We start from the raw sequence: 16,786 nt of genomic DNA on the forward strand, positions 1-16,786 counted from the left end.
CCTTATCGCTACATACCGGGTGAAAGCTTGAAAAGAATCAGCACCGCCAAGGCTACGCCCACGAGCAGCCAGAGCAGATAGACGTGGGGGATACCGCTGTGGCTCGCGCTGAAACGGAAAAACAGATCATTGATGCGCCGGGTCAACGGCCGGTACAACCAGCGGTCGAGGTCGGCCAAGCGGTTGAGCCCTGCACCCTTATCCAGCAGATTGCGGGGCCAGGTGAAGGTCGGATAGACGCCGGGCCTTTCATATTTACCGATACGGATGCGGAATACCTGTTTGAAAGGCAGATAGAAACTGTGGGCGCGGTAGCGGCTCTCCTCCTCCTCCATCTTCTCGCCGCAGTACCAGGTCTCGGTCTTGCGCTGCCTGGCTCCGCCGGCGCGGAAGAGCCCCCATGAGAGTAACGCGCAGAAACCAAAGACTATCACCATCAGCAGTGCATTCCATCCCGCGGCGCTGCCGGCGGCGTGTAAGGTCAATCCGCTGAAAAGGTCACTGCCGTAAAGCTGCGCGGCGGTCGGCACCGATCCGAGTGGAAAGAGAAAGGCAAGGCAGCGATAGACCCAACCCACCGGAAGCTGCGGCAGCACACCGAAAAGGATGCAGAGTACGGCGAGAAAGAGCTGGGGCAGGCGCATGGCCCAAGGCACATCCCCGGCCGCAGCCTTGCTGCCGTTATCGGCGTATTTGCCGAAAAAGATCCCGCCGAAGAACTTGACGAACGATGCCAAGGTAACCGCCGAGATGAAGAGGGCGACCAGGCCCAGGAGAATGAAGATGGGCGTGGTGAAGCCGCCGCGAAGAGTCGCCTGGTAAATTAGCCATTTGCTGGCAAAGCCGCTGAACGGCGGAATCCCGGCGATGGATAAAGAGGCGATGATCGTGGCCGCCGCCGTTAATGGCAGAATGCGCGCCAGGCCGCCGATGCAGTTGATGTCCCGGGTGCCCGTTTTGTAAAAAACCGCTCCGGCGTTGAAAAAGAGGCAAGCCTTGTAACTGACATGATTGATGAGATGAAAAATGCCGGCTCCCAGACCGATCATGCCGATGACCGGCTGGCTCTGGATGAAAAAGAGGCCGGTGCCAATGGCGAGGAACATATAGCCCATTTGACCGATGACATGGAAGGAGAGCAGCCGTTTGCTATCCTCCTGCACCAGGGCGGTCATGGTTCCGACAAAAATGGAAAGGGCGCCAAAGCAGGCGATGATGAGCCCCCAGATCCGGGTATGGCCGGAGAGGGGCAGCAAACCGCAAAAAATCCGTACCAGGCCGTAGATCCCCAGCTTGGTCATCGATCCGGCGAAGGCGGCGCTGGCGGGAGCGGGTGCAGCCGGATAGGCATCCGGAAGCCAGTCACCCATCGGCAAGATGCCGGCCTTGGTGGCGAAACCCAGGAAAAAACAGGCCAGAACAAAATGAAGCAGACCGGGATGGTTGAGCTGCATCTCCCCAAGGGCGATCCTGAGGAACGAAAAGGAGAAAGAGCCAGAGTAACGGTACAGCACTATGCCGCCGATAAAAAGGAAGGCCGTCGCCACGTGGGTAATGAGAAAATACTTGTAGCCTGCGCGCAGTCGGGTGCGGTCCTCGTTTCTGTAAATGACCAGCAGATAGGAGGTCAGCGTCATGATCTCCCAGAAGACGAAGAAGAAAAAGAGATCGGCCACCGCGACAACGCTCAGCACCGCCGCAAAGAACAACAGCAAAACGGCATAAAAGGTCCTGAGGGAATGGGCACTATAGCAGGCCAGCTGCATAAAGCGTTGGGCATAGAGTGTGACCAGGAGGCTGACGATGGAAATGATGGCGAGAAAAAGTGCACCGAGATAATCGATCTGGAAAATGAGGGCTGCGCCCAAACCCGGCACCTGCAGCAGCGGCAGGCTGCTAGAGAGCGGTCCGTCGCGAAAGACGGCGACGACCGTCTCGAGGATCAGCACAGTGGCCGCGGCAGCGGCACCGAAGGCCAACCACCCAGCGAGCTTGCGGTTTCCGCCCAGCAACAGGACTGCTACAGCCCCCAGCAAATAGATTCCTTGAGCGGAGAAGAAAACATTCATGAGACGGGTCCTCGCATTCGAGTACGGGACGGACGGGCTCAGAGCCCCATGGCTCCCATCAGCTGCATGGCCACCCAGGGAGCGATCAGGGTGAGAAGCATCAGAACGATCAGGGCAGCGGCCATGGGCCAGGGAAGACCACTCGCCGCCGTCGCCCGGCTGGAAGCCGGCCCGAAGAATACCTTATGACCGACGTGTAGGAACCAGGCAAAAGCAACGATGATTTCGAGCAGAAAAGGCACCAGCAGCAGCCAGCCCACAGCGCTCCCCAGCTTGATGGCTGCCACCAAAAGATAGAACTTGCTCCAGAATCCGGAAAAGGGCGGGATCCCGAGGATCGCCAGCATGCCGGCCATGAAGGCCAGCGCCACCAGCGGCTGCTGCCTGGCGATGCCGCTCAATTCGGAAATTTTACGGCTGCCTGTGGTGTAGCTGAGCACGCCAACGCAGAGAAACAAAAGCCCCTTGCCGACACTGTGGTTCATGATGTGCATGGCGCCTGCGTAACCACCCAGCCGGCTGCCCATGATGGCCAGCCCCACCCCGAGCAATACATAAGAGAGATGGGCGATGGTCGAATAGGCGAGCAGCTTTTTGAGATCATCCTGGAAGAAAAAGAGCCACAGCGCCAGGAGCATGGTCACCACCGCCATCACCGCGACGATCAGGCCGGCCAGCCCGGGCAGATCGGGATTGGCCAGGGCAAGACGGACGAGGAGAAAAACGCCCGCCTTGACCATCGCCGCGGCATGCAGAAACATGCTCACCGTGGTCGGGGCCGCCATGGCATCGGGAAGCCAGGTGAAAAAGGGAAATTGGGCCGATTTAGCCCAGGCGGCTACGGCGAAACAGAGAAAGACCCAGAGCCGCATACCGGGCGCGAGATCCGAGAGCGCATCGAAATCAAAGCTGCCGGTATGGACATAGAGCAGAATCAATCCCAGGGCGAAAAAGAGCCCGCCGGAGAAGGTCATCAGCAGCGCCTTGAAGCCCGCTCGCAGCGATTCGGGATTACGGTAGTGCGAAATCAAAGCCCAGGAACAAAGGGTCGTCATCTCCCAGAAAAAATAGAGCTGAAGCAGATTCGGAGAGAGCGCGACCCCGATCATGGCGGCAATGAAGAGCAGCAGCCAGGCATGATGCCGCATCTTGCCCTCTACCCCGGCATGCTCCCGGTTACCGGGGCTGATATAGGCGGTGCCGTACAGGACGACCAGAAAGCCGAGCACCACGACGATCAGCAGAAGCAGCAAGGCGAGGGGATCCAGCAGGAAACCGAATACACCGCTGTTCAGCCAGGGTTCGAGCCATCGCCAGTGAAGGGGCATGACATTCCAGACTCCCGCCGGACGGACGAGCAGTAACCCGATCAGGCTGAGCAGCATGCCGCTGACCGCAACCACTGCAATCCTGTCTGCATGTTTCTTGGGCAGGAGCGCGCAAAATATGGCGCCGAGAAGCGGCATCAGAAACAAGAGGATCACACAGGGCATTAGGCTTTTTCCTTCTCTGATGGAGCGGCCAGGGGGTTTCCGTCCAGAGCGGCCGCCGCGCCAGCGGCCTGGGATTCCGCAGAGTTCGCGAGGCGTGCGGCCGTTGCGAGCAAGGCGGCCAGATGGCTGAGACTTTCATGCACTTCCGGGCTGATCGGTGCATGCAGAGCCCGATTCTTAGGCTGGATGCCGATCAGGGCCGTTTTTGCGCCCGTCTCAGATTCAAGATAACGCATCAACAGGCCGAGATCCGGCTTGTGCGTATTGAAACGGTCGCTACGTAACTCCTGCCGGCGCAAATAGATCAAATCTCCGGGAGGTGCGAAAAAATCGACCGCATCGACCAGAAGGATTCTCCCGGGATAGCACGCCTTGACCTCGAGGGTGTAATTCTCCGGCATTTCATTGCAAATCAGGGCATACGGCGCACCCAGCACTTGCAGCAGCCTGGCAGTCTCGCAGCCAAGGGCGTCGTCGCCATAGTGCGGATTGCCGATGCCTAGGACTACCATCGGCCCGTCTCCGGCTTCAAAGATCAGGTTCCGAAGTGCCCGCAAGGCGTCGCGGTTGTGCCGCAGCGGCTTCATCGTTCGGGCAACCGTTTGATCTGACGCCATGAAAAGACAGGGCCATCCACGCAAATGTACTTGTGACCAATAGCACAATGTCCGCACTTGCCCACGCCGCATTTCATATAGCGCTCGAGGGTCGAGATGATGCGGTCTTCGGCAAATCCCTTGGCTAAAAGCTCCTGAATGACGAAGCGGATCATCACCGGCGGCCCGCAGGTGAAGGCGACCGTCCGGTTGACATCCAGATGGATTTTCTCAAAAAGAGTTGTGACTACACCGACCGGGCCGTTCCATCCCGGATCGGGTGTATCGACCGTCTGCAGGAAGGTGATATCCTGCCTTTCGCTCCACGCCTGCAGCAAGGGCTTGTAGACCCGATCCGCGGGGGTGCGCGCGCCGTAAAGAATGAAGAACTGGCCGAACTCTTTACGACAGTCGAGCATCGGCTCGATCAGCGACTTGAGCGGCGGCAAGCCGATGCCGCCAGCAACGAAGAGAATGTCCTGTCCCTTTACCTCTTCGAGGGGGAAGCAGTTCCCGAGCGGGCCGCGGATGCCCAGATAGGCGCCTGGCGTGAGCTGATGCATGGCCCGGGTTACGGCGCCAATAGCGCGCACGGTGATGTCGAACTGCTGCGGCCGATTGGGATTTGAGGCAAAGCCGAAGGGGGCTTCCCCCGCCCCAAAGATGGAAGCCTCGACAAATTGGCCCGGTTTGAAGCTGAAAGAATGTTTCAGCGTCCGGGAGGCGAAGGAAAGGGTAAAGGTCTTGATGTCGCTGGTCTCATCGGTGATTTTGTCGACAACAGCGAGATCTGGCAGATAGATATTTTCCATAGTCTTACTGTCCATCCCTTCGCAGCCGTTTCACCACCGCACTGATATCGAGGAGGCCGAAAGCCTCGCAGACGGTGATACAGCGGCCGCAGCCGACACAACCAGGGTGACCATCCTGTTGAATGTAAGGGTAGCTCAGTTTGTGGTAAAAACGGCGTTTGACCCGTTCCTTGGCCCGGAGACGGGGATTATGCCCCGATGCCTCCCGGGTGAAACCGGCATATTGGCACGAATCCCAGCAGCGGATGCGCGTGCCCTGTCGGGCATTCTGTGGGCAATCCACGACATCGAAGCAGGTGCAGCATGGACAGACGTGGGTACATCCGCCGCAGCTGAAACACTCAGCGCCCATCTCTTCCCACAGCTCCTCGCGAACGCGGTTGTTGGTGATCTGGATGCAGGCCTTGGCGAGATAGGCTGTGGGCAGCATCTGCCGGTCGCAGGCCTCCATCAGCTCCCGTCGCCGGTCCTCATGCCGTCTTTGCGCTTTGCTGGCAGGCATCGCCCACTCCTGGAGGAAGCTGCGGCCAGCCGGAGAGCCGATATCGATGAAAAACTCGCTGCCCAGATCGGTCAGCTGCAGGTCAAACCCGCTCTCCAACCAGGGGCCGCCGTTGCAGCAAATGCAGAAACAGCTCTCGTTCGGCTGGTTGCAGGCCAGGCTGATGATCAGAGTGTTCTGGCGCCGTGCACTGTAAAGGGTATCGTCAAAAGCCCCGCGGAAGAAGCCGTCCATGTGGGCCAGCCCCTGCACGTCGCAGGAGCGGATGCCGAATAGAATGCGCGGCTTGACGGCCGGTGGCGGCATCAGGCGCGGTTTGTCATCGGTGAGGTCGTAAGCGAAGAGTTCCTCACGCTGGGGCATGAAGAATCGTTTGAGGGGATCCAGGTCATTGACGTAGTCGAAGGTCAACTTCCTGAGTGAGCGCAACGGTTCGAACGTCACGCTGCCATCGGCTAATTTGGTCGGGCCGATGACGGTCTTTTTTTTCATGCATTGCGAAAGGATTTCGAGAAAGGCTTGTTTGCTGACGACTACCCGGGTTCCATCCTGCATCAAACCATCTCCAATTTTGCGGCGCATAACTTCATCTGCGGAATACCGGATTCCGGTTCCAGCGTGGAAGGCATCAGGGATTGGGTCAGACCATCCTTGTGGTGAATCGGCAAAAAGAGCGTGTGGCGCGGCACGTCGCGGGTGACGACGACACTGCGGCGCACCTCACCGCGGCGGGTTTTAATTCGCACAGTCCAGCCGCTGCGCAATTTAAAGTCCTTGGCATCATCCGTGTTCACTTCCACCGTCGCTACTGGATCCTCCTTGTCCAGGGTGAAGCTGCGGGTGACGAGAGTGCCGCTGCGGCGGTGGAAGAGTGGGCGCCCGGTGAAGAGAGTGAAGGGAAAGTCGTCATCGGGTTCTTCCCCGAAGGGTGCGCCGGCGGTTACTTCGGTGAAGGCGCCCTGCCGTTCGCCCAGCAATTTGCGATAGAGCCGGCAGTTTTCATCGTCCTTGTGCGCCGGCCAGATGAGACCCCCGGGTTGGCCAAGTGCGTTCCAGGAGATGCCTCCGTAGCAGGGAATGAGCGTCTGCATCTCCATAAACACCTCTTCCGGAGTCTGGACCGGCCAGGTAGCGCCCAGGGCGTCAGCCAGCATCTGGGTGATCTCCAGATCGGTTCGGGAGTTGCCCAGCGGGGCGATGGCCGGACGAACCCGCTGAATGCGCCGTTCAAGGCTCGTATAGGTGCCCTCCTGTTCGGCGAAGGTGGCGGCTGGTAGCACGACATCCGCCTGGGCGGCGGTTTCGGTCAGGAAACAATCCTGCACCATAAGAAAATCGAGCTTGTCTAAAGCGGCTGCGGCAGCGTGACTGTCGGGTGCGCTCCATAAAAGGTTCTCGCCGGTCACATAGAGACCGCGGATCGCTCCGCCGGCATGATTCAGCATCTCTTGGAGCGTCAGCCCCGGCCCGGTGGGCAGCGGGGCACCCCAGGCGGATTCGAGCGCTCGCCGGGCGGCCGGCTCCCGCAGATCCCGTTGACCTGGTCCCCACTCGCTCATCAGACCGCTATCAACTGCACCCTGGCTGTTGTTACTGCCCAGAAGCGGCAGGATTCCACCCCCTTCACGGCCAAGGCTGCCGGTCAGGAGAGCGAGGTTCCAGAGGGCGCGGATGTTGGCTGTGCCGTTGGCCTGCTGCGTAATGCCGCTGCCGAAGAGGATCAGCAGCGAAGACGCTTTCCCGATCACTGCAGCGGCCTCCATCACTTTGTCGTGGGGGATACCGCAGACGCTCTCGACATAGTCCGGTGTGAATCGCTCGAGGCCGTCCTCGCGAAGCCGGGCCAATCCGGTGATACCGGGGGCTTGCCAACCCTCCGCGAGGATGACGCGGATCACTCCATTGATGAGCGCGAGGTCGGTACCCGGGTGCAGCTGGAGGTAAAGGCGGAAAAACCGGCTGTGCTCGTGGCGGCGTGGATCGATCTCCACTACGGGAACGCCGCGTTTTGCCGCCTGCAGCAACAGGGAGCCGGCACGCGCCTGCTGCGCCTTAGCATCGGCGCCAATCACCAGGATTGCCCCCGCCTTGTCGATGTCGGCCAGCGCTGCGGTGGCACAGCCATAGCCGCTTTGCTCTTTCAGGACGCGCAAGGAAGGCGCATGATCGTACCGTACCGGGATATCCAGATGGGGGGTCTGCAATACCGAGCGGGCCAACCTGCCCAGCAGATAGGCGGCTTCATTGGTCGTCTTGACTGATCCCACCACGCCCAGGCTCGCACGACCGTGCGTATCCTGGAGCGCAGCGATCTTTTGGACTGCGAAAGCGAGGGCTTTTTTCCAGGAGACCGGTGCGAGCCTGCCGTTGTTCTTGATCAGGGGTTGGGTGAGACGTCGGGGGTGATGGATGATTTGGTGACCGTTCCACCCTTTAATGCATAGGGTTCCACGGCTGACAGGATGGGACTTTTGCGGCGCAGAGGCGAGAACCACGCCTTGATTAACTTCCAGGAGCATTCCACAACCACATCCGCAAAAGGGGCACGTCGTTTGAACTTTCAACAGCCAGCTCCTCTTCAAAGGATCGCCAGGTCCATTCAAACCAGAGATGTGGGGATGATTCATTTTAAAGAATGCAGATGATTATATCAAGTACTTTTTCTTTTTTTTCGCCGAATCTTATTGGCGGGACGAGAAAAGAAGGTAAAACTACTTGCTTAAGAGAGGTTTTTTCGTTAAAATTAAACGATTATCCCGTAAATAGTGACGAAATGAGAGAGAAGCAGGAAATGGTTAGACTCACTGAGCAAGCTGAGAAGGCGATGGGCAAACTAACAGCGGAGAAGCCGCGTCTTTATCAGCTTATCATCGGAGGCTTTGGTTGAGGTGGTCCGAAACTCAGCCTGGTCGAGGTTGAAAAGAAAAAAGAGGGCGCCGTGAATGAGCTGCGGGTGGCTGAGGCGACCATCACCTGGGATGACCGCATCGCCCAGATCGCCCGCATGTATGGATCGATCGTAATCGATTACGCCCATTATCTATTCGAAGAACGCTTCATCGTCGGATTTGAAAACGGCCGCGGAGGTTGTTGACTCCTCCCTCCTAAATTGGCACGCCCGCGAGTGGCTGCACCCTGACACGGAGCGGCGCCGCGGGCGGCATCGTATCCGGTTCCTCCCCCTTCTCATAGACGCGCAAATCAAAATACCAGGGGTCGACCTGCGCGCAGTATCCGTAAATGAGATTATCTCTTCCCAGCAGAATATAGTTAAAGGGTTCGATCTGCCCTGAAAAGTTCAGGGTGGTCAGCCAGGCATTGTCGAGGGCTACATAGACCTTCGAGCGCGTCCATGCGATGCGAAACTCATAGATGCGTCCCAGCTTCCAGATGTAGTCCTCGAGGCAAGTGAATTCATTACGGGAGCTGATACCGCGCGCCGCCGCGAGCACCTTGAAACCGGCCATGCCGCTGCCGGCCGAATAGCCGCTGCCGGTGCGAATCTGGATCCAGGCACCGTCGGTGTCAAAAATGTCTTTGTTGTTGGGATAGAGGCGGGAATAAAGGTTGATGACATGCAGTTTCAAGTCATCCACCCACTGGATCGCCGGGTTAAAATTGGTCACCTTTACCGCCAGGGTGCCCTCGAGGGGAAGGGATTGAGAGAGCAGGATCTGCAACTGACTGGTCGTTTGCGTTGCATGCCAGCCGCGTTCCGCATCGAACACACCGTCCAGATTGCGGATCGTCTCTTTGTCGCGCGGCGTCGCTGAAGTGAGGGGATGCGCATAGAACAGGCGGTGATGATCGGCGGGCTGGGCTTGCAGCCCGCTCACGGCGGTAATGAGACAAAGGTAAGCAAGCTGGCAGGCCAAGGACTTCATAAGCTCCTCTCTGGTGTGGCAGCGGTGCCACAGGATGGGGCGCGGGGCTCCTGTTTCCGCGCCGGATGATAAGATTTGCCGCAGCCGGCTAGGCCGTCAGCAGGATTGTGGTGGAAAGCGTGCAAAAAACAGGCCATCCATAACAAAAGGGCTGCCTCAAGCGACAGCCCTTTTCGGGTTCTCCGGTTTAATCAGCTAGGCGTTCAGCCACCAGCTGGGCGAGATCACGCGCCAGCAGTTTTTCAGTCCATCCCTTCTCCTTGATCCCGTCATCCAGCATCGCCAGGCAGAAGGGGCAGCCGCTCGCGACGATAGCGGCGCCGTTTTCAGCGGCCTCCCCAATACGGTGGTGGTTGATGCGCGTCCCTTCGCTCTCCTCCATGAACATCCGCGCACCACCGCCGCCGCAGCAAAAACTCTGCGCTCGGCTGTGCGCCATCTCCACGGGCGGCGCCCCGTTCAGCCGGGCCAAGACCGCACGCGGCGCGTCGTATAGGGCATGATAGCGGCCGAGGTAGCACGAGTCATGCCAGGTAACGGACTGGCCGCTTTCCCCATTCAAGCGGATTCTACCCTCCGTCAGCAGCTGCTGGATGAGGGTGGTGTGGTGCACCACCTCATACCGCGCGCCCAGCCGGGCATACTCCTCGCCAAAAAGATGCATCCCATGCGGACAGGAGGTCAGAAGGATCTTGAATTGGTACTGCTGCAAGATCTGAATGTTCTCCATGGCCATGGTCTGGAAGAGATACTCATTACCAGCGCGCCGGGCCGGATCACCGCAGCATTTTTCCTCCAGGCCGAGCACCCCATAACGGACGCCGGCATGGTTCAGAACGGCTGCCAAGCTGCGCGAAACCGCCCTGGCCCGCTCATCGAAGGCACCGGCGCAGCCGACAAACCAGAGATAGTCGACCTCCCCCGCGGCGGCCATCACCGGCACATTCAATCCCTCGGCCCACTCCATGCGGCTGCCGCTTCCGGCGTTCCAGGGATTACCGTTGGTTTCGAGGCCGCGGAAGGCCGTCTGCAACTCTTGGGGAAAGGTGCTTTCCATCATCACCCGGTTGCGGCGAAGATCGACAAGGGCGGGGATGTGTTCGTTGCGCACCGGGCAGACCTCCATGCAGGCCCCGCACGTGGTACAGGCCCAGATCTCCGCATCGCTGAGTGCGCTCCCCAGTATCGGTGCGGAGGGCTCCACGCCTGCCAGCAAGCGCTGCGCCTCGGTGAGGGCGTATTTTCGCTGGCTCATCATCACCACCTTTGGTGAGAGCGCCTTTCCAGTGGCAAAAGCCGGGCAGACATCCTGGCAGCGGCCGCAGTCGATGCAGGAGAAAAAGTCGCTGATGTTCTTCCAGGGATAGTGCGGCAGGGTTGCAGCACCGAATTGTTCGCTCTTTTCGAAATCGATGGGCTGCAGGGTGCCGATTGGCTCACGGCTGCGGAAAAAGAGGTTGACCGGTCCGGAGAGGAGGTGTAGATGCTTGGACCCCGGGATGAAGACCAGAAAGCCGAGCACCATAAGGAGGTGCGACCACCACAAAAGGCTGTTCCACACGCCAAGGGCGTCGGCCGACAAGCCGGCGAACAGGGGGGCTAATCGGGTGGAAACCGGCATCCAGGCAAAAGGGGGTGCCCCGTTGAGGAGCTGCTCGGCGGCCTGATTAAGCAGGTAAGTGATCATCAGCCCCGCGATCAGGGAGAGAACGATGGCGCTATGCGGGGAACGCGAGATCGGTTGGGGCAGGGTGATGCCGGCGGGCCGGAGCAGATAACGGCGAACCGCCAGCCCCAGGACACCCGCCAGGGTGAGGAGGGCGGCAAGGTCCACACCAAGAAACCACGCGTCGGCAAACCAGTTGTGGCCGAGGATCGAAAAACCGGGAGTGAAGGCCTGGCCGACATGATTGATGGTAGCCACGGTGAAAAAGAGGAATCCCCAGAAAATCAGCGCGTGCAGCACGCCCGTCAAGGGGCGATCCTTGACCGCGCAGATTTGCACCACCACCCGTCCAGCCATCCACAACAGCCGCTCGAGGGGGTGGTCCCAGCGCACCGGCTCCCGGCGGCCGAGACGGACCAGACGAATCCTCAGCGCAATTTGCCACAGGAACCAGGCCAGCGCCGCCAGAATGAGGAGGACCAACGCGATTCTGCCGCTCCAGTTGAGCACGATTACCTCCCACGCGTAGAATGCCGAAAAGTGCAACCCCCCAGCCATGAGCGTACCGCTGCCGCCTCAGCCGCGCAGCCGGGCGAGTTCTTCCTTTAAAAGGGGAAGGATCTCGAAAAGATCCCCGACGACGCTGTAATCGGCGCGCTGCATGATCGGGGCATTGGGATCCTTGTTGATGGCGACGATGCATTTTGAACCGGACATTCCCGCCCAGTGCTGGATCGAACCGGAAGCGCCGCACATAAGATACAGATCAGGCGAGACCACCTTACCGGTCTGCCCCACCTGTTCACTGTGAGGCCGCCAACCTGCATCGACCACCGCGCGCGTGGCCCCAACCGCCCCATCCAGCATGCCGGCGATCTCTTCGAGGATTTTGAAATGCTCAGGGCCGCGCATACCGCGTCCCCCGGTCAGAACGATCGCCGCATCGCTGACATCCAGGCGGCTGGTGTCGCGCTTGCGCACCTCCTGAAGGGCCACCGGGCTGGACCAGTCTGGCAGGACGAGCGGCACCACAACGGCGCTCTGCCCGGGACGAACTTCCTGCGCCGGAAAGAGGTTGGGGCGCAGCGTGACCATCTGGAGCGGCCCAGAAAGCGCCATCTCCGCGATAACCTTGCCGGCATAGAGCGGTTTTTGCACCTCGACGCCACCCTCCTGCCATGCCAGTCCAGTGCAGTCACTCGCCAGGGCCGCGCCTGTAGCGGCAGCGACCCGCGGCGAGAGATCGCGTCCGATCGAGGTGGCAGGAAAGAGTACCACCGCCGCAGAAGTCTGCTTGATCGCCGCCACCACGAGGTTGCGGTATATCGTTCCGTTATAGGCTTCCAGCCGCTCTTCCTCTGCCAGCAGCACCTGGTCGGCGCCGAAGCTGCCCAGGGTGGCAGCCTCTCCGGCAGCCCCAGGGGCGGCAATCACCAGGGCGGTTACCTTACCCTTTGCAGCGTCTGCGAGCAGCCGCGCCTGGGTGACAACCTCGCGGCTCACCTTGCGCAGATGCCCCTCCTGTATTTCAGCTACGGCTAAAATCATCGACATCGTGAGGCTCCCGTTTAAAGTACCTTGGCTTCGGAATGGAGCAGGCGGACCAGCTCCGGCACGACGGCAGGGCCTTCGCCAACCTTTTTCCCTCCGGAACGCACCGGCGGCTGAAGCAGACGGGTGATGCGTATCTGGCCGGATTCCAGCGTAATTGATCGTTCGGGTATCACCATTTTCATGGCGGCCATCTTGCCGCGGATCGAGGGGTAACGGGGTTCGTTCAGCCCCTTTTGGCAGGTGATCACCGCAGGCAAAGGTGCCTGAAAGACCATGGTTCCCGTGTCGGCTTCACACTCGGCGGTCAGCATGCCGCCCGTCAGGGTTAACCGCGTGACTACGGTAAGACAAGGAAGGTTGAGGAGTTCGGCCACCATCGGGCCGACCTGCATGTTTCCGTCATCGATGGCCTCCTTGCCCGTCAGGATCAGATCAGGGGAATGACTGGCCAGTGCGGTTGCGAGCGCCCGGGCGGTGGCCAGGCCATCGGAGGGCACACTGTCCGCCTTGAGGAGCAGCACCTCGTCGGCACCCATGGCGGCAGCGCTGCGCAAGGCCTCGGCGCTGCGGGCGGGTCCAAGGGTGACTGCAAGCACCGTGGTGCCGGGATAAGCCTCCTTGATGCGCAGGGCCTCTTCCAGGGCGTATTCGTCATAGGGATTGAGGATATACTTGATGCCGGTCTCGGCAATACTTTTGCCATCGGCGGCGGGTTTGATCAGGGCTTCGGTATCCGGCACCTGCTTGATGAGCACCAGGATCTTCACCTTCTGCTTCTCCTTTCGTCATGGCCCGGTACGCCCTGATGCACTCTGCAGCGGGCGCTTGGGTCAACGGGCACATATAAAAAACGACCGGCGTTGTGCCGGTCGGTCCCTTCACGCCTTATTAATTTAGAAAAAGGCGGGACAAATGCAACAGATTTTTGAATCATATTCATTTTTTGCGGATGCCGTTGAGGAACACCGCCGTAATCTCTTCGGCATGACTGGAAAGGCGGAACCCCTTGCTCCGTGAAATGGTATAGGCCGTGGCCATCTGATCGACAGCCCCGAAGACCAGCTGCTTGAAAACCGTTGGGTGAATCGCCGGATCGAACTCCCCGGTGATTTGCCCTTCGACCAGGGCAGCCGCAATGAGATCGAGATATTCCTTGAAACTGCTGCCCTGATACCCGAGGATAAACTTGCTGCAGAAACGCACCTCCACCTCCAGCAGATGGGCCATGTCGGGATTGCGCTCAACGAACTGGAGATGGGACCGGATGAAGGCGGCCAGTTTTTCTGTCGCGGTCGACTGGGCGGCCATGGCCTCCCGCATGCGCTTGATGATCGGGGCCATCTCCTCTTCGAAGATCGAGATCATCAAGTCATCCTTGTTCTCAAAATAGAGGTAGGTTGTGCCCACCGCCACGCCGGCCGCGCGGGCGATATCCTCCATTTTAGCGTTATAAAAACCGCGCTCGGCGAAAACGCTGATAGCGGCCTGCAGGATTCTTTCTCGTTTACCCGTGTTCATCTCTGACCTCACTTCAGCCCCGGCCCAGCCGTGGCAGAGCCATTTGATAAATTCATTTAATATAGATAAAAAAGCCTGCAAAATCAATCAGATTATTGCGCTTTGCGAATAAAGTGAATGATATTCACTTTTCTATTGACAATATTTCTTTTTTTAAGTAAACTATATGAAGTAAATTCATTTTTCGTCTGCAAATCCGTCGAATGACACCGATTCGAACCGTCAACTTTCCTGAGGAGGGAAGCATGAAAAGAGTATGTACCGTGATCGTCACCCTGATGCTTGTTGCCAGCAGCCTTTTTGCCGCCGGTGTGGATCTGACCGGCGTCGGTGTGCGCAGCACCAGCATGGGCGGCAATTACCGCGCAATCAGCAACGACTGGAGCGGCATGTTCTGGAATCCGGCCGGACTGGTCTGGAGCAAAGGCCTCAAGGCTGGCGTCAGCCTCGAGTTCATCAAACCGTTATCGGGTTACACTTCCACAGCCATCAACGGCGCTCTGTTCAGCGGCATGTCCGCTTCTGAGGTCAACAACGAGGACAAGACCTTTGTGATGCCGGCCTTTGGCATTTACAGCAGCAACGAGAAGATGGCCTATGGCATCGGGTTCTGGGCTCCCTTCGGTCTCGGGGCCAAATGGGATCTGCTCAACACCAGCGTTTACAACAACAACTATCCCACCTTCGAGTGGGAAGATAACCTCAAGGTGCTGGCACTGCAGCCGACTTTCGCCTACAAACTGAGCGATCAGCTCTCCGCTGGCATCGGTCTGACCCTGCTCTATGCAGACATCTCGATCCGCAAGCCCAATTTCACCCCCAATCCGGTCACCTACAACCCGGCCTACGCCGCCCTGAAGGCTGCCCTTGGCACCTCCGCCGCCGCCCCCTTCGACCAGTTCCTTTCCGAAGGTCTGCTTGAAGGCAATGGTATGGGCGTTGGCGCCGCTCTCGGTGTGCAGTTCAAGCCGGTGGAGACCTTGACCCTGGGCGCCTCGATGAAATGGTACAATGACATCAGTCTGGATGGCACCCTCAGCGCCGATACGTATTACGCCAAGGATCCGGGTAATGTCAAACCCACCCTGGACTTCCTCCTTTCCAAGAGCATGATCACCACCGCCCAGTACCAGCAGTTGCTCGGCGCCTACTCGGGCGTCAAGGCGACCGCGATCCCCAAGACGGATGTCAAGGCGGATCTGCCCCTGCCGTTGAATGCGGGTATCGGCTTTGCCTGGACCGGCGTCAAGAATCTGCTCGTCTCCGGCGACATCGCCCTGACCCAGTGGTCCTCCTGGGATGTCATCGAAATCAAGGATACCAAGGGCAACAAGGTTAATGAGCTGAAAGAGAACTGGAAAGACGGCATCCGCGCCGGTCTGGCCCTCGAATACACCGTGCTTCCCCCGGCCAACGCCAAGGTGCGCGCCGCCTTCTACAGCGAGCCCCGCGCGGCGGTGCCCGAGACCATGAATCCCACCATCCCCGATATCAATCGCCGCAATGTGATCATTCTGGGCTTCGGCCTGCCGATCGGCCCCTTCGAAGCCGGTTTGATGTATGAGCACATGTTCATCAAGGACGTAACTGTCGAGTGGAATCCTGCGGCTCCGCCCTATGAGAACATCGGTGGCGTCTATTCCATGAAGGTCAACAACCTGATGGTCGGTCTGGATTATAATTTCTAGAGCCGGCTGCACCCCGCGTTCGACTGAAAGCGACGCTGGCCGCTCCGATAATCGGGAGACTCTCGCAAGAGAGTCTCCTTTTTTTTGAAATAAAAGCCCGCGACTCCCTGGTTATACGAGTGTTATCCTGCAGTTAAGCCTACTTTCTAAGACGGGATCCGTTATGAAACCCGCTTACCTTCTGGCCCTGATGGGCCTGGTTCTTTTCGCCTGTGACGATGACAGCGGCATCAAGCCCCCCACCCAGCTCAGCGGTTTCTCCGGTACCATCACCTTCAAGGGGGCCTGGCCGGAGGATACCGATCAGATCCGCCTGGCCGCTGCACTCAAGTTCCCGCCCTCAACCATCGCGGACGTCCTGCTGGGTGACGCCCTACCAGTCGGCGGCGACTCCATCCGCTACACCTTTTACACCAATCCGGTAGCCCTACAGGCCGTCGGTGTGGTCTGGAAAGAGAAAGGGCAGGCCTGGGATGCCACCAACATCATCGGCTACTACTTCCCGACAGAGAATCATCTCGCGCCGGGCACCGTCACCGTGACCCGCAAGGATGAGATCGTCCCGAATATCGATATTGAATGTGATCTGACCAAAGTCAAGCGCGCTGTCAACAGCGCCATCGGCGGGATGCTGCGCGTGCAGGGTGCCTGGCCGGCGGGTGCATCCAAGGTGGTCGTGGCTGCCTCCACGGCTCCGGTATTGCCGTCCAGCTTGCTCGATCTCACCTTCTCTTTTCCGATGGATGCAGGATTTGATTCCACCCGCTATATCATCGCGGTTCAGCCGGGAACCTACAAGCTCGTGGCAGCCTTGGTCATTGAAAATGGCAAAAGCATCGGTATGGAAAGCATCAAGGGTGCTTATTACAGCTTTGGCGGCATCAAGATCAAAAACGCCGAGACCCGCGTGTTGGATGTCGATCTGACGCTCATCTTTCCCCCGGGCAGCCTGCGCGCTGCTCCGGCTGACAAGCCTTCTCCCTATACCAAGCCTCTCAAGTGAT

The 16,786-nt window shown here is 59.0% G+C and carries 15 protein-coding genes; 4 read left to right on the forward strand and 11 right to left on the reverse strand.

Annotated elements, in window-relative coordinates:
* Window positions 1-8: 8 nt before the first annotated feature.
* The 6 genes from PLH32_14735 to PLH32_14760 are packed head-to-tail and all read right to left on the reverse strand — an operon-like array spanning window position 9 to window position 8,099.
* Complete coding sequence (locus tag PLH32_14735) at window positions 9-2,069, reverse strand: proton-conducting transporter membrane subunit (protein HQJ65867.1); 2,061 nt, start codon at window positions 2,067-2,069, stop codon at window positions 9-11.
* 38 nt (window positions 2,070-2,107) lie between these two features.
* Complete coding sequence (locus PLH32_14740) at window positions 2,108-3,562, reverse strand: hydrogenase 4 subunit D (protein ID HQJ65868.1); 1,455 nt, start codon at window positions 3,560-3,562, stop codon at window positions 2,108-2,110.
* Entirely contained in the window at window positions 3,562-4,149 is a 588-nt protein-coding gene (locus PLH32_14745; GenBank protein ID HQJ65869.1) for a hydrogenase maturation protease, read from the reverse strand. The genes PLH32_14740 and PLH32_14745 overlap by 1 nt, the downstream gene beginning before the upstream one ends.
* The gene (locus PLH32_14750) at window positions 4,146-4,970 is read right to left on the reverse strand and encodes an FAD/NAD(P)-binding protein (protein HQJ65870.1); all 825 of its coding nucleotides are present in this window, start codon (window positions 4,968-4,970) and stop codon (window positions 4,146-4,148) included. Before PLH32_14750 ends, PLH32_14745 begins: the two co-directional genes overlap by 4 nt.
* Window positions 4,971-4,974: 4 nt before the next feature.
* Entirely contained in the window at window positions 4,975-6,027 is a 1,053-nt protein-coding gene (locus PLH32_14755) for a 4Fe-4S dicluster domain-containing protein (protein ID HQJ65871.1), read from the reverse strand.
* Window positions 6,027-8,099 (reverse strand): molybdopterin-dependent oxidoreductase, encoded by a 2,073-nt coding sequence (locus tag PLH32_14760; GenBank protein ID HQJ65872.1) that lies wholly within the window; start codon window positions 8,097-8,099, stop codon window positions 6,027-6,029. The genes PLH32_14755 and PLH32_14760 overlap by 1 nt, the downstream gene beginning before the upstream one ends.
* An 8-nt stretch (window positions 8,100-8,107) precedes the next feature.
* Here PLH32_14760 and PLH32_14765 point away from each other — a divergent pair, with 8 nt between their 5' ends.
* A complete protein-coding gene (locus tag PLH32_14765; protein ID HQJ65873.1) occupies window positions 8,108-8,359 on the forward strand; it encodes a hypothetical protein in 252 nt (83 codons plus the stop codon).
* A gap of 51 nt (window positions 8,360-8,410) precedes the next feature.
* Entirely contained in the window at window positions 8,411-8,566 is a 156-nt protein-coding gene (locus PLH32_14770) for a hypothetical protein (GenBank protein ID HQJ65874.1), read from the forward strand.
* Between the two features lie 10 nt (window positions 8,567-8,576).
* Here the strand turns inward: PLH32_14770 and PLH32_14775 are convergent, their stop codons facing one another.
* The 5 genes from PLH32_14775 to PLH32_14795 form a co-directional block, all read right to left on the reverse strand.
* Window positions 8,577-9,356, reverse strand: coding sequence for a hypothetical protein (locus PLH32_14775; GenBank protein HQJ65875.1), 780 nt, complete (start codon window positions 9,354-9,356; stop codon window positions 8,577-8,579).
* 187 nt (window positions 9,357-9,543) lie between these two features.
* Window positions 9,544-11,532 (reverse strand): heterodisulfide reductase-related iron-sulfur binding cluster, encoded by a 1,989-nt coding sequence (locus tag PLH32_14780; protein HQJ65876.1) that lies wholly within the window; start codon window positions 11,530-11,532, stop codon window positions 9,544-9,546.
* A gap of 66 nt (window positions 11,533-11,598) precedes the next feature.
* Window positions 11,599-12,576 carry an electron transfer flavoprotein subunit alpha/FixB family protein gene (locus tag PLH32_14785; protein ID HQJ65877.1) on the reverse strand — a complete coding sequence of 326 codons (978 nt, stop codon included), beginning with the start codon at window positions 12,574-12,576 and terminating at the stop codon, window positions 11,599-11,601.
* 14 nt (window positions 12,577-12,590) lie between these two features.
* The gene (locus tag PLH32_14790) at window positions 12,591-13,343 is read right to left on the reverse strand and encodes an electron transfer flavoprotein subunit beta/FixA family protein (protein ID HQJ65878.1); all 753 of its coding nucleotides are present in this window, start codon (window positions 13,341-13,343) and stop codon (window positions 12,591-12,593) included.
* 169 nt (window positions 13,344-13,512) lie between these two features.
* On the reverse strand, window positions 13,513-14,094 hold the full coding sequence (locus PLH32_14795; protein HQJ65879.1) for a TetR/AcrR family transcriptional regulator: 582 nt from the start codon (window positions 14,092-14,094) through the stop codon (window positions 13,513-13,515).
* Between the two features lie 245 nt (window positions 14,095-14,339).
* Here PLH32_14795 and PLH32_14800 point away from each other — a divergent pair, with 245 nt between their 5' ends.
* Window positions 14,340-15,782 carry an outer membrane protein transport protein gene (locus tag PLH32_14800; GenBank protein ID HQJ65880.1) on the forward strand — a complete coding sequence of 481 codons (1,443 nt, stop codon included), beginning with the start codon at window positions 14,340-14,342 and terminating at the stop codon, window positions 15,780-15,782.
* 163 nt (window positions 15,783-15,945) lie between these two features.
* Entirely contained in the window at window positions 15,946-16,785 is an 840-nt protein-coding gene (locus PLH32_14805; protein HQJ65881.1) for a hypothetical protein, read from the forward strand.
* Window position 16,786: the final 1 nt, after the last annotated feature.

It is taken from the genome of bacterium, from assembly GCA_035419245.1.
Taxonomy (GTDB): domain Bacteria; phylum Zhuqueibacterota; class Zhuqueibacteria; order Residuimicrobiales; family Residuimicrobiaceae; genus JAKPUX01.

What these genes read in the sequence shown, in the direction of transcription:
- PLH32_14735 (HQJ65867.1), bottom strand. Translation starts at nt 2,069, where the DNA reads ATGAATGTTTTCTTCTCCGCTCAAGGAATCTATTTGCTGGGGGCTGTA.
- PLH32_14740 (HQJ65868.1), bottom strand. Translation starts at nt 3,562, where the DNA reads ATGCCCTGTGTGATCCTCTTGTTTCTGATGCCGCTTCTCGGCGCCATA.
- PLH32_14745 (HQJ65869.1), bottom strand. Translation starts at nt 4,149, where the DNA reads ATGAAGCCGCTGCGGCACAACCGCGACGCCTTGCGGGCACTTCGGAAC.
- PLH32_14750 (HQJ65870.1), bottom strand. Translation starts at nt 4,970, where the DNA reads ATGGAAAATATCTATCTGCCAGATCTCGCTGTTGTCGACAAAATCACC.
- PLH32_14755 (HQJ65871.1), bottom strand. Translation starts at nt 6,027, where the DNA reads ATGCAGGATGGAACCCGGGTAGTCGTCAGCAAACAAGCCTTTCTCGAA.
- PLH32_14760 (HQJ65872.1), bottom strand. Translation starts at nt 8,099, where the DNA reads ATGAATCATCCCCACATCTCTGGTTTGAATGGACCTGGCGATCCTTTG.
- PLH32_14765 (HQJ65873.1), top strand. Translation starts at nt 8,108, where the DNA reads ATGCAGATGATTATATCAAGTACTTTTTCTTTTTTTTCGCCGAATCTT.
- PLH32_14775 (HQJ65875.1), bottom strand. Translation starts at nt 9,356, where the DNA reads ATGAAGTCCTTGGCCTGCCAGCTTGCTTACCTTTGTCTCATTACCGCC.
- PLH32_14785 (HQJ65877.1), bottom strand. Translation starts at nt 12,576, where the DNA reads ATGTCGATGATTTTAGCCGTAGCTGAAATACAGGAGGGGCATCTGCGC.
- PLH32_14795 (HQJ65879.1), bottom strand. Translation starts at nt 14,094, where the DNA reads ATGAACACGGGTAAACGAGAAAGAATCCTGCAGGCCGCTATCAGCGTT.
- PLH32_14800 (HQJ65880.1), top strand. Translation starts at nt 14,340, where the DNA reads ATGAAAAGAGTATGTACCGTGATCGTCACCCTGATGCTTGTTGCCAGC.
- PLH32_14805 (HQJ65881.1), top strand. Translation starts at nt 15,946, where the DNA reads ATGAAACCCGCTTACCTTCTGGCCCTGATGGGCCTGGTTCTTTTCGCC.